The 12,235-nt window shown below is 66.0% G+C and carries 9 protein-coding genes and 1 pseudogene; 5 read left to right on the plus strand and 5 right to left on the minus strand.

Annotation, left to right across the window (positions count from 1 at the left end; genetic code table 11):
• Nucleotides 1–49 precede the first annotated feature (49 nt).
• Together H535_RS0116410 and H535_RS26130 are read left to right on the plus strand one after the other, a co-directional pair.
• Nucleotides 50–844, plus strand: coding sequence for a ThuA domain-containing protein (locus tag H535_RS0116410; RefSeq protein WP_026820402.1), 795 nt, complete (start codon nt 50–52; stop codon nt 842–844).
• Nucleotides 841–2,064, plus strand: a complete 1,224-nt coding sequence (locus H535_RS26130; RefSeq protein WP_155838741.1) for a Gfo/Idh/MocA family protein — start codon at nt 841–843, stop codon at nt 2,062–2,064. Before H535_RS0116410 ends, H535_RS26130 begins: the two co-directional genes overlap by 4 nt.
• Nucleotides 2,065–2,085: 21 nt before the next feature.
• On the opposite strand, the gene H535_RS0116420 is transcribed toward H535_RS26130, so the two are convergent.
• The 5 genes from H535_RS0116420 to H535_RS26135 all read right to left on the minus strand — a co-directional run bounded on the left by H535_RS0116420 (nt 2,086) and on the right by H535_RS26135 (nt 8,943).
• On the minus strand, nt 2,086–3,159 hold the full coding sequence (locus H535_RS0116420; protein WP_035770016.1) for a LacI family DNA-binding transcriptional regulator: 1,074 nt from the start codon (nt 3,157–3,159) through the stop codon (nt 2,086–2,088).
• A gap of 82 nt (nt 3,160–3,241) precedes the next feature.
• A complete protein-coding gene (locus H535_RS0116425; RefSeq protein ID WP_026820404.1) occupies nt 3,242–4,822 on the minus strand; it encodes an alkaline phosphatase D family protein in 1,581 nt (526 codons plus the stop codon).
• Between the two features lie 101 nt (nt 4,823–4,923).
• Complete coding sequence (locus H535_RS0116430; protein ID WP_026820405.1) at nt 4,924–6,372, minus strand: phytoene desaturase family protein; 1,449 nt, start codon at nt 6,370–6,372, stop codon at nt 4,924–4,926.
• Nucleotides 6,365–7,477, minus strand: a complete 1,113-nt coding sequence (locus tag H535_RS0116435; RefSeq protein ID WP_026820406.1) for a lipid II:glycine glycyltransferase FemX — start codon at nt 7,475–7,477, stop codon at nt 6,365–6,367. The genes H535_RS0116430 and H535_RS0116435 overlap by 8 nt, the downstream gene beginning before the upstream one ends.
• Nucleotides 7,478–7,482: 5 nt before the next feature.
• Complete coding sequence (locus tag H535_RS26135; RefSeq protein ID WP_211236615.1) at nt 7,483–8,943, minus strand: glycosyltransferase family 87 protein; 1,461 nt, start codon at nt 8,941–8,943, stop codon at nt 7,483–7,485.
• 77 nt (nt 8,944–9,020) lie between these two features.
• Between H535_RS26135 and H535_RS0116445 the strand changes: the two genes are divergently transcribed.
• The 3 genes and pseudogenes from H535_RS0116445 (at nt 9,021) to H535_RS29680 (ending at nt 12,211) form a co-directional block, all read left to right on the plus strand.
• Nucleotides 9,021–9,866, plus strand: coding sequence for an aldo/keto reductase (locus H535_RS0116445; RefSeq protein ID WP_026820407.1), 846 nt, complete (start codon nt 9,021–9,023; stop codon nt 9,864–9,866).
• A 107-nt stretch (nt 9,867–9,973) separates the two neighbouring features.
• Nucleotides 9,974–11,137: pseudogene (locus H535_RS29675) on the plus strand (cytidylyltransferase domain-containing protein); the annotation flags it as partial.
• Nucleotides 11,138–11,317: 180 nt separating this feature from the next.
• On the plus strand, nt 11,318–12,211 hold the full coding sequence (locus H535_RS29680; protein WP_026820434.1) for an N-acetylneuraminate synthase family protein: 894 nt from the start codon (nt 11,318–11,320) through the stop codon (nt 12,209–12,211).
• Nucleotides 12,212–12,235 lie beyond the last annotated feature (24 nt).

Below are 12,235 nucleotides of genomic sequence, written 5' to 3' on the forward strand. Positions count from 1 at the left end.
GCGAATCCGCATGTCACGCCACGATTACCAACAACAGAAAGGCCCAATCATGACCAGAACCAGCCCGCTGCGGGTCACGGTGTGGAGCGAGAACCGGCACGAACAACGCGATCAACGGGTGCGGGACAATTATCCGGAGGGCATGCACGCCACCGTCGCCTCTGCGATCAAGGACCATCTGGGCGACGACGTCGACATCACCATTGCGCTGCTGGACGACCCGGAGCACGGCCTGACCGAAGACGTGTTAAGCCGGACCGACGTGCTCACCTGGTGGGGCCACATGGCCCACGACGAGGTGGCCGACGACGTCGTCGCGCGGGTGCAGCAGCATGTGCTCTCCGGCATGGGGCTGGTGGTGCTGCACTCGGGACACTGGTCGAAAATCTTCACCACCCTGATGGGAACCACCTGCACGTTGCGCTGGCGGAATGAGGCCGACCGGGAACTCGTGTGGACGGTGGATCCGACCCACCCCATCGCCGAGGGCGTGCCGCATCCCATCGTCATCGAAGAGCAGGAGATGTACGGGGAGTTCTTCGACATTCCGACTCCGGACGAGTTGATTTTCATCAGTACCTTCTCCGGTGGCGAGGCCTTCCGCAGCGGCTGCACGTTCAAGCGCGGCCGCGGAAGAATCTTCTACTTCAGCCCCGGCGACCAGGACTACCCCGTCTACCACCACGACGACGTCCGCCGGGTGATTGCCAACGGTGTGGGCTGGGCGGAGAGCCGGCATGACCGCCGGGAACTGCCGTACCTGGACCGCTTCGAAACGGACTGGTTCCTCACCGGAGCCGCCGGCCAGGGCGTGGGGGACGCGCAGGCGGGAGGGCTGCATTGAAGTTCCGCACCATCGCCTGCGGGCGGCCGCTGAAGCTCGTCGTGATCGGCGCCGGGTCGATGGGACGGGGGTGGATCGACACCGTCCGGCGGAACCCGGACTGCGAACTGGCCGGCATCGCCGACATCAACCTGGACGCCGCCCGGGACGCCGCGACCGGGACGGGATCCCCGGATCTGCCTGCGGGGACCGGGGCACCGGAGCTGCCGGTCGGAACCGACGGCGTCGAGCTGGCACAGCAAGTCGGCGCGGACGCCGTCGTCGACGTCACCATCCCATCGCAGCACTATCCGGTGACGGTCAAGGCGCTGGAGGCCGGACTGCCTGTCCTCGGCGAGAAACCGGTGGCGGCCACTATCGCCGAATCGCTGTCGCTGGCTGCCACCGCTGAGCGTACCGGGGAGCTGTTCATGGTGTCCCAATCGAGGCGGTACAACCCCCACGTCTTCGCGCTCAAGGACAAGATCAGCGCCCTCGGCGACACCGGCATCGTCAACACGCAGTTCTACAAGGCGCCCCGCTTCGGCGGATTCCGTGAGGAAATGGACCATGTGCTGCTGATCGACATGGCCATCCACCCCTTCGATACGGTCAGGTTCCTGCTCGACGCCGACCCTGTGTCGGTCACCGCGGAAGAATTTAATCCGGCCTGGAGCTGGTACCGGGGATCCGCAACTGCCAGCGTCAGTTTCACCATGACCGGCGGCATCAAGTACCTCTACCAGGGCAGTTGGTGCAGTCCCGGATTCGAGACTTCGTGGAACGGCCAGTGGCGCGTCAGCGGGTCCAATGGTTCCGCGCTGTGGGATGGAGACAACGATCCCGCCGCCGATGTGGCGGGAGTGGACTCCGGGACGGCCGGCAACGGTGCAGTCAGTGGCACGACGGTGGCGGAACCGGCGTCGATGTATGACAGCCCGAATGTGAGCATTGCCGGTTCACTGGCGCAGTTCGTTTCGGCCCTGCGCAGCGGCGAAACCCCCTTGGGCGAGGTACATGAAAACATCATGAGCCTCGTCATGGTCGAGGCAGCAGTGCGGGCCTCCACCACGGACAGCCGCGTCTATATTGACGACGTGCTGGATGAGGCGCATCGGGCCGCCATCGAGCAGGAGTCCCATCCGGAAACCCGGGAGATCCTGGCCTCGTGGACGTCGGTGCGTGGCGCCCTGGCCGGGCTGCCGCAGCAGGCACGAGCCCGGGAGGCGCCAGCCGGGTGACGTCCGGGCGACAAGCTGCTGCTATTCTGTCGCCGCGCCTGGCCGGTCGGGGACGCTGTCCCGTTCAATTAGCAGCGGCTCGATGAGCTGGACGGGTGTGGCACCGCTGTGGCCGGTTTCCACCAATTCAACGGCCCGCGCCACCGCGAGGCGGCTCACTTCCTCGCGGCGCGGGTCGATGTTGGTGATTCGCACCGGCAGGTTCTCGGCCTCGTCATGATCGCAAACTGCAATCAGACCCGTCGTCGCGCCGACGTCGAGCCCTCCGGCGGTGAGCGCATGATAGGGGGAGAACGGATTCATCATGCAGATGAAGCCTGTCAACGATGGCTGGTGACTGCGCAGCTCCGCCAGTCCTTTCCGGACCCCTTCATAGGTGCCCTCGGGCCGGATCACCGTGACGACGTCGTCATTGTTGCTGTTGGCGCCGCCACCGGTGCCTTGCACCGCCGCGGCGTTCCGTGCGCCGGCGATCAACCGGTCGGGGAAATTCTTGTCCTGGGTGCTGCTCATCCGGGGAATCAGCAACCCGATCCGGGTGTGGCCCGCCCGCGTCAGCCGCCCGACAGCCAATTCACCCGCCGCTGCGAAGTCCAGATCGACGCAGTTGAAGCCCTCCCGCCCCGGCGGAACGCCGATCAGCACGCCGGGAATGTCGACGGCGGCAATCGCCTCCAGCCTGGGGTCCGCCGTCGCAATTTCCATGATGATCAGGGCATCGCACAGTGAGGTTTTGGCGACCCGGCGGATACCGTCCGGCCCTTCGTCCTCGGTGACAATCAGGATGTCGTAACCGTAGGAGCGTGCCGTCGCGGCGATGTGGAGCACGAACATCATCATGGATGAACGGTCGAACCTGCCCCGTGCCGGCATGATCAGCCCAATGACGTGCGACTTGCGTCCCCGCAGCGCGCGGGCACCGGAGTTGGGCTGGTAGGACAGTTCGGCAATGGCCCGATTGATCCGATCCTTCACATCCGGCGAAACGGACCTCTTCCCGCTGAGCGCATACGAGACGGTGCTTTGGGACACACCGGCCAGCCGCGCCACGTCCTTGCTGGTGGGGGCGCTTTGTCCGGCGCTGCTGTTCGACACAACTCTTCCTTTGAGCTAAAGCCCTTCAGCGGGCGGGGATAGACCTTTCCGTCAATCCTATTCTGCAGGTCTCATTCGGCCCTTACTCCACCTGCGCGATACCGGGAGCCCCGGCCTCCACGTAAACGCTCGCCGCCGTCTGGATCGGGGCACCGGTGCGGGTGACGTAGGGAACCACCCGGTAGTCGGTCCGCCAAGTGGTGGGTGTAACGTGGCAGCGGACGTATCCGCGCTGTGCGTTGTGGAACTTCATGTGCGGGTTCTCCTGCAACCATATTTTCCCCAGCTCATCCATGGGCGCCCCGTCACCACCGGAACTCAACGAAGTGCCGAGGAACTCGGTGCCGATGGTCGGCGAGGACAAGTCGTCGAAGTTGATCTTCATATTGGCCGCAACGCTGCGGTGCGCGTCGCCGGTGAGAATCACGAAGTTGTCCACGTCCCTGTCCCGCACCCCGTTGAAAAGCCGCTGCCGGGCGGCGGCGTAGCCGTCCCAGGTATCGCGGGCCAGCCGTTCTTCCGGTCCGGCCGTGTGGTCGGCCTGCATGACGAAGACCTGGTTACCCATGATGTTCCACGTCGCCGTCGAGTTTGCCATTCCGTTCAGCAGCCACTGTTCCTGGCCGGCCCCAAGCATGCTCCGTTCCGGATTGGCGCGGTCGGCCTCATTGGTGATTTGATCATCCCGGTACTGGCGGGTGTCGACCATGTTGATTTCGGCGAGATCGCCCAGGGCCAACCGCCGGTACAGCTGCATGTCCGGCCCGTTCGGCCGCGACACCAGCCTCAGCGGCTGGTTTTCGTAGAAGGCCTGGAACGCGTCGGCGCGCCGTTGCAGGAAGACTGCCTTTTGCTGGTCCGCCTCGTTGTCCGGCTGCGAAATGCTGCCCGCCCAGTTATTCTCCACTTCGTGGTCGTCAAGGGTGACCAACCACGGGAAGGCCGCGTGCGCCGCCTGCAAGTCCGGATCCTGCTTGTACTGGCCGTACCGCACCCGGTAGTCAGCGAGGGAATAGATCTCCGCGTCCGGCACGTGTGCGCGGCCGATGTGTCCGTTGCCGCCTCCCTCGTAGATGTAGTCGCCGAGGTGTATCACCAGGTCCAGGTCCTCTTGCGCGAGGTGGCGGTGCGCGGTGAAGAACCCTGCCGGATAGTTCTGGCAGCTTCCGAAGGCAAAGGTGGTTGATGCCAGGGCCTGCCCGGGTGCAGGGGCCGTCTTGGTGCGGCCCACCGGACTGATCTCCTGGCCCACGCGGAAGCGGTACCAGTACTGCCGTCCCGGTCGCAGTCCGTTCACTTCGGCATGGATGGAGTGGCCCAGTTCCGGGGTGGCGCGCTCGGCCCCGGCCCGGACCACGCGCTTGAAGGACGGATCTTCGGCAATCTGCCAGTTGACGGGCACATTCTTGTCCGGCATGCCGCCGCGACCGTCCGGCTCGAGGGGGTTGGGCGCCAGCCTCGTCCAGAGCAGCACGCCGTCCGGCAAGGGTTCTCCGGAGGCGACGCCAAGGCTGAATGGGTTGTCCGTAAACCGCGGATTGGCCCAAGCCGGGCTGGGTGAGGAGGCGACCGCGGCGACAACGGCGGCAAGCGTCCCTGAGCCCATCATCGCGAGGACGTTCCGGCGGTCATACGTTGGCCGCTGGGCGGCAGGACGGGACATGGATCACTCCTGGACAGATTTCGGGTACCCATCCAGTCACTCGCATGCGGACAAATTCGGCCTGCACGCAGCATGAACATGCACTGTCCGCCGGCTGAAATCTATTGCGGCCCCAGGTCGGGCACCGGCAGCCGGAAGACGTCCTTAAGCGCCCGTTCGGCGGCAAGGTACCCGCACATTCCGTGCACGGCCGGGCCCGGCGGAGTGGACGCCGAGCACAGATACACCCCGTCCAGCGGGGTGCGCCACGGGTTCATCGAGGGAACGGGCCGGGCCAGCAGCTGGGGCACTGTCATCTTCCCGGCGCTGAAATCCCCGCCGACGTAGTTCGGGTTGTACCGCTCCAGGTCCGCCGCCGTTGTCGCCTTGGAATCGACGACGACGTCGGCGAACCCGGGTGCGTATCGTTCCAGCTGGGCGGTGACGGCTTCGGTCATGTCCCGCGTGGATCCGGCGGGTACGTGGGTGTAGGTCCACAGGATCTGCCGGTGGGAGCCGGGCGGCAGCCGGGAGCGGTCGAAGCTGCTCGGCTGCGAGGCCAGCACGAACGGATTGTCGGGGTGTTTGCCACCCGAGACCTGGGCTTCGGAGATGGCCACTTGACGCCGGGTGCCACCCAGGTGGACGGTTCCCGCCTGTCCGACGTCCGGGTCGGCCCAGGGCACGTCTTCGGAGAGGATGAAGTCCACTTTGGACACGCCGTCTCCGGTCTTGAAGTTGCGCAGCGCTGCGGCGTAACCGGAGGGCAGTCGGCCGTCCGCCAGGCCCTCCAGCTGCGGGGCGGCCACATCGAGCAGCACGGTCCTCGCGGAGCCGAGTTCGGCCAGCGAAGTGACGCGGTGGCCGGTGACGATCTGTCCGCCGTGCGCTTCCAGGTCAGCGACCATGGCGTCGATAATGGCCTGGGACCCTCCGGTGGGGATCGGCCACCCCACCGTATGGGACAGCGCCCCGAGCATCAGCCCGGCGGCGGCGGAGGCCAGTGCAGGTTGGCGTCCGACGACGTGGCCGGCGAGCCCGGCGATCATGGCCGGCCCCTGTTGCTCCTCGAACCTGCGGGTGCGCAACACGGAGCCTTGCTCGAGGCTGCGCAACCCGTACTTCAGCAGGCCCACCGGATCACGGGGCACACGCATCAGGCCGTGGGTCGTCAGGTCGACGACGCCGGAGATGTGCTCGACCAGCGGTTTCATCAGGTCCCGGTAGGCCGCGCCATCCCTGCCCAGTGCCGTCGTCGTCCGTTCCAGGTCCCGGTAACCGATTCCAGCGGCGGAATCGGGCAGCGGGTGGGCGAAAGAGACCTCGGGAACGAACATCCCGATTCGCTCGTCCAGTTTGAACTCCCGGAAGAACGGCGAGGCCAGCGCCATTGGATGCACCGCGGAGCATATATCGTGGAGATACCCCGGCTGGATCAATTCAGAGGTGCGGGCGCCTCCTCCGGGGGTCCCGGCCGCTTCGTACACCCGCACGGACAGTCCGGCGCGTGCCATCGTCACGGCAGCGGCCAGCCCATTGGGACCGGCTCCGACGACGGCGGCATCAACCACCATCGGCGATCCCGCCCTTGAACTTGCGGATCCCTCCGTCCTTGAGTTTCCGCGCCCCTTCGACGAGCCGGGGAATAACCTCCCGGCGGGCCTTAAGGTACATGCCCACTACTGCATATTTTCGGATATCCAGCGGAATATCGTAGGTCACGGGCAGGTCCACCTCGTTCTTGGACCAGTTCCGCTTGAAGGTTGTGACATTGGCCAGCTGCGGGTAGCTCTCGCTGACAATACCGGTCAGTCCGCAGCTCCGGTTGCCTGCCTCCTTCAGCACCCGGAAGGTTTCCCACAACAGAATATAGGGAGCATACACACCCCGTGCGGCGAACGAGCTGCCGGCGAAGTAGTACACCGCCCGGCCGCGGTATTCGGTGGTGATCAGCCAGCTCACGGCCGTACCGTTGTGATACGCCACCGCCAGCCGGGTCAGGTCCGGCAGTTGGGCGAGCAGCCGTTCGTAGTAGCCGCTTTCAAAGGCGGCGAAGTCGGCGCGGTCGGCGGTTTCAGCGAGGATGGGGTAGAGGTCGCGGGCGAAGACCTCCTGGCGGTGCTCCGGTTCAATGAACTGCACGTCGACGCCGGCCTTGGTCGCCTTGCGGATGGACTGTCGCGCGTTCGCCCTGAAGCTTTTCAGCAGTTCATCTTCAGTGGGCGTCAAGTCCACCACGATCTCGCGCTCGTACCACCCGGCTTCCAACGCCTTGTGCACGCCGATCTGCGGGTTGGCCACCTGCAGGCGGATATACAGCGGATCGATATCCGGATCCGTGCGCGCCTGGTCCTTCATGGTCTCGACCAGCCGGCGTTCCATTTTCGGGCTGCGCAGCACAAACCAGGCGGGTCCGTTAATGGCCACCAGCGACTGCCGCAGCCTCCGCGTGAACACCATCAGTGACGCCGTCGCGACTAATATGCCGTCGTCGTAATATGCGAATAATCCGTAGGATCTGCGGGCCGGACCTGATTCCTCGGTCTTCAGCCAATGGGACGACTGCTCAATGGGAACATCGACCTCGGGATACGCGGCAACGAGGTTCTCGAACTCCGGTCCGTTCAGCTTCCGGACGGTCAACAACGAGGTTTCAAGCAGCGAAGTGGGGGCCATGCATACTACTTTCTGGTCTCTGGCGGCTCTGCCAAGCGTACCGGAGGATGGGGCCGATCCTTCCACACGAACCGGTCCCCGGCGTCGGCGAACGGACCGCCTTGAGGGTCGTCTACGCCGCGGGTCCGCACCGGGTCCTCCTCGGGGTACCACATGTGATGGAGCACCCGCGCCATTATGTAGAGCAGGGCAGCCATGTGGGCGACGACGGCCATCACGTAATAGGCCTCGTCGATGTTCTGCTGGCTGTCCCCGCCACCGGTCGTCTTGGCCAGATAGAGCCACGTGGCCCACCAATGCAGCACCTCAACGAATTGCCACAGCAGGAAGTCCCGCCATCGCGGATATGCCAGCGCCACCAGGGGGATCAGCCAGACGACAAACTGCGGCGAATAGACCTTGTTGGTCAGGATGAAAGCAGCGACTATCAGGAACACCAGTTGCGCCATCCGCGGCCGGCGGGGCGCGGCGAGTCCTGCCACCGCGATGGCGATACAGGCCAGGGCGAACAGGCCCAGCGCCGCGGCGTTGACGGCGCCGGCGTCCATGGTCGGCAAGCCCACCTGTTTGGCGAGCAGGTTATAGGCAAACCAGCCGGACGAATAGCCCGCGGCCCGGTCGTTGCTGAACGTGAAGAAGTACGTCCAGGCTTCGAAGTTGATCAACGCCACCGGCAGGTTCACCGCCAGCCAGGCGCCGGCCGCCGCGCCGAGGGTGGCCAGGAACGGACGGTACTTGCCGGTCCGGACCGCAAGGACCAGGATCGCCCCGAGCAGCAGTACGGGGTACAGCTTGGTGGCCGTTCCCAGCCCGATCAGCACGCCGGCCAGCAATACTTGGTTGCGGGCAAAGGCGAGCATGGCCAGGGAAGCGAGCATCACGGCCCACAGGTCCCAGTTGATCGTCCCGGCCAGGATGATCCCCGGCGCCACCGCCACCATCGCCGCATCCCAGGGGCGCCGGGCCGACATCCGGGAAGTGGCCAGCACGGTGACGATCCACGCACCGACAATCAACAAAGCGTTGATGTCGAAGTAAATCAGCGCGCCGGCGGCCTCCCCGGTTTCGGGCACCAGCCACGCCGTGATCCCCGCGATCATGCCTAACAGCACCGGATATTCGAACCCGCCGCTGAAGTACGGGAAGAATCCTTCGCCCATGTCCCGGCTGTGGAACAGCACCGGCCAGTCCGAGTAGCAGGCCCGGTAGTACATCTCGGGGGCGGTCCATCCGGCGGCCCGGCATGGGGTCTTCGCCAGAATGGCGACGACGGCGGCGATGGTGGTCATGATGACCAGCACCCGTTCGATGGTGAAGAAACCCGGATCGACGATTCCCGGGCCCGTCCGCCGACCCAATGGGCCGCCAATCAGCTCGGTGAACCGCCGCAGCCACGTGTCACTCCGGCTCGGCACCACGACGCGGGCCGGCAACTTCCGGCGTCGTTCGTGTCCGGCTGGTGGCATATTCCCCAGCGTAGCGGCCAGCGCAGCCGGCGCCTGCGCCGCTACAGTGGGAGTCCCGATCCGATGGAGTGATTCCGATGTCCGTTGAGCGCACCGTCCAATTGCCGCATGGGACAGCCGTACCTGTGCTCGGGCAGGGCACGTGGTACATGGGCGAAGGGCTGCAGGACCGGGGCATGGAACGTGATGCATTGCGTGCCGGCCTTGACCTGGGCATGACGTTGATCGACACCGCCGAAATGTATGGCAATGGCGCAGCCGAGGAGCTGGTGGGCGAAGCCGTTTCCGGCCGCCGCGACGAGACATACCTGGTCAGCAAGGTGTTGCCCTTCAACGCCTCACGCAAAGGCACTGTCGAGGCATGCCATGGCAGCCTGCGCCGGCTGGGCACCGACCGGATCGATTTGTATCTGCTTCACTGGCCCGGTCCGCATCCGCTGGAGGAAACGGTCGAAGCCTTCGAGTCGCTGGTACAGCGCGGCGACATTGGAGCCTGGGGAGTAAGCAATTTCGACGTCGACGACCTCACCCGCCTGCCGCCGTCGGCCCTTAATTCAGCCGGACTGCAGGTCAACCAGATCCTGTACAACCTCACGCGGCGCGGACCGGAATTCGACCTGCTGCCGTGGTTACGGCAGCACCGCATCACACCGATAGCCTACTCCCCGATCGAACAAGGCAGGCTGCTTAGCCACGACGCCGTCACCACTGTTGCGGATTCGCACGCCGCCTCACCCGCGCAGATCGCGCTGGCGTGGGTACTGCGCCACCCCGGTCTGGTCGCCATTCCGAAGTCCGGTCGTCCGGAGCACGTCAGGCAGAACCATGCCGCGCTCCGGATCGAACTGTCCGAAGCGGATCTGGACCTCCTTGACGCAGCCTTTGCGCCTCCCACCGCGCCCGTGCCGCTCGAAATCCTCTAACCGGCCCTCGTTCGCGGCGCCCCTGCAGGGCACTTGTCACCTAAACATCACCCTCCCGTTACCTGGGGCACGTGTCGCGGCAACCTGCGCTTCCTAGCGTTTGGGATGTGAGCACAACAAACCCTTCAACCAGCCCCGGAACCAACGACGGTCCCGTCCCCCGCGCAACCCACAACGGCGGCGCCCGGGTCACGGCGATCATTCCGGCCCGCGGCGGATCACAGGGCATCGAGATGAAGAACCTGCAGCGGGTCGGCGGCCAAACGCTGCTGGCCCGCGCCATCGTGGCGGCACAGGCCGCCCGGCTGGTCACCGACGTCGTCGTCAGCACCGACCATCTGCGGATCCGCCAGGAGGCCCGGCGCTTCGGCGCCACGGTGGTCGACCGGCCCGAAGAGCTCTCCGGAAGTGTGGCCAGCTCCGAGTCGGCCCTGTTGCATGCACTGGACACCATCCCCACCCGCGACGGCTCACCCGCGGACCCGGATGTAACGATCCTGCTGCAGTGCACCTCCCCGTTCATCGACTCCCACGATCTGGATACCGCCGTCGAACGCGTGCTCAGCGGGGCCGAAGACGCCGTGTTCTCTGCCGCCGCCAACCACAGTTTCCTGTGGGCCGAACACGACGGCGCGGCAACAGCAGTCGGCCACGACGCAGGGCACCGCCCCCGCCGCCAGGACCGGGAACCGCAGTACCGCGAAACCGGGGCCTTCTACGTGATGCGCACCTCCGGCCTGCGCACCCACCAGCACCGCTTCTTCGGCCGGATCGGACTGGCGCAGGTGCCCGAAGAAACGGCGATCGAGATCGATTCACCCACCGACCTGGACATGGCACGCGCGATGGACCAGGGCAGGGGCAGCGACTGGCCCATCGCCGTCGACGCGCTGGTGACCGACTTCGACGGCGTCCACACCGACGATCAGGCACTGATCGACGCCGATGGCACCGAGCACGTGCGGGTCAGCAGGCGCGATGGGATGGGGGTCGCCCGGCTGCGGACCGCGGGCGTTCCTCAGCTGATCCTGTCCACCGAGGCCAATCCGGTGGTCACCGCGCGCGCCACCAAACTCAGGATCGAAGTCCGGCAGAACCTCGACGACAAGGCGTCCGCGCTGCAGGCGTGGCTGGCCGGACGCCGGCTGGACCCCGCCCGGGCGGCCTTCGTGGGCAACGACGTCAACGACCTGGCCGCGATGCGTTCGGTCGGATGGCCCATCGCCGTCGCCGACGCCCACCCGGACGTGCTGGCAGCGGCCCGGGTGGTGCTCACCGCCTCCGGCGGCAACGGCGCGGTGCGCGAGGCCTGCGAACGGGTGCTGGCGGCGCGGCCCGCCGCCGTCCCGAGCGCCACGCCCGCCGTCACGGCACAACAGAACTTGCAATCGGTCCCGGACCTCCCCGTCCGGACGACAAGCACGACCAAGAGCACGAGGAAAGGCAACGATATGAGCATCACCACGACGAACAGCCCGGCCGCTTCAATCGGCGACGTCGAAATCGGCGCCGGCCGCCCGGTCTACATGATCGGCGAAATCGGCATTAACCATAACGGCGACGTCGAAATCGCCAAGCAGCTGATCGACGTCGCTGCCCAGGCCGGCGCGCAGGCGGTGAAGTTCCAGAAGCGCACCCCGGAAATCAGCACCCCGGACGACATGAAGGACAAGCCCCGTTCCACGCCGTGGGGCGAAATGACCTACCTGGACTACAAGCACCGGATGGAGTTCGGCCGCGCTGACTACGAGAAGCTGATCAGCCACGCGGCGAATCTGGGACTGCACTGCTTCGCCTCACCGTGGGACATCCCGTCAGTGCACTTCATGGAGGAGATGGGTGCTGTCACCCATAAGGTCGCCTCCGCGTCAGTGACCGACTTGGAACTGCTGCGCACCCTGGAACAGACCGGCAAGCCGATCATCCTCTCCACCGGCATGTCCACCATCGAGCAGATCGACACCGCCGTGGAAACCCTGGGCACCTCCAACCTGGTGCTGCTGCACTCCACCTCCACCTACCCGCTGCCCCCGGAAGAGGCGAACCTGCGCACCATCGCCACGCTGCAGCAGCGGTACGGCGTGCCGGTCGGCTACTCCGGCCACGAGCGCGGACTGCAGATCTCACTGGCCGCCGTCGCACTGGGCGCCGTCGCCGTCGAACGCCACATCACTCTGGACCGCACCATGTGGGGATCCGACCAGGCATCCTCGCTGGAACCGACCGGCCTGGAGCACCTGATCCGCGACATCCGCATCCTCGAAGAGGCCATGGGCGACGGCGAAAAGCGGGTTTTCCCCGGCGAACTGGCACCGCTGTCCCGGCTGCGCCGCGTCGACGCGTAACCGGCCACCCGAGCCACACCGAGA

The sequence above is a fragment of the Arthrobacter castelli DSM 16402 genome (genome assembly GCF_000430705.1).
Classification (GTDB): Bacteria; Actinomycetota; Actinomycetes; order Actinomycetales; family Micrococcaceae; genus Arthrobacter_C; species Arthrobacter_C castelli.

Coding starts and splice junctions, on each gene's coding strand:
- H535_RS29680 (WP_026820434.1), top strand. CDS start 11,318: ATGAGCATCACCACGACGAACAGCCCGGCCGCTTCAATCGGCGACGTC.
- H535_RS0116410 (WP_026820402.1), top strand. CDS start 50: ATGACCAGAACCAGCCCGCTGCGGGTCACGGTGTGGAGCGAGAACCGG.
- H535_RS0116435 (WP_026820406.1), bottom strand. CDS start 7,477: ATGGCCCCCACTTCGCTGCTTGAAACCTCGTTGTTGACCGTCCGGAAG.
- H535_RS0116425 (WP_026820404.1), bottom strand. CDS start 4,822: ATGTCCCGTCCTGCCGCCCAGCGGCCAACGTATGACCGCCGGAACGTC.
- H535_RS0116445 (WP_026820407.1), top strand. CDS start 9,021: ATGTCCGTTGAGCGCACCGTCCAATTGCCGCATGGGACAGCCGTACCT.
- H535_RS26135 (WP_211236615.1), bottom strand. CDS start 8,943: ATGCCACCAGCCGGACACGAACGACGCCGGAAGTTGCCGGCCCGCGTC.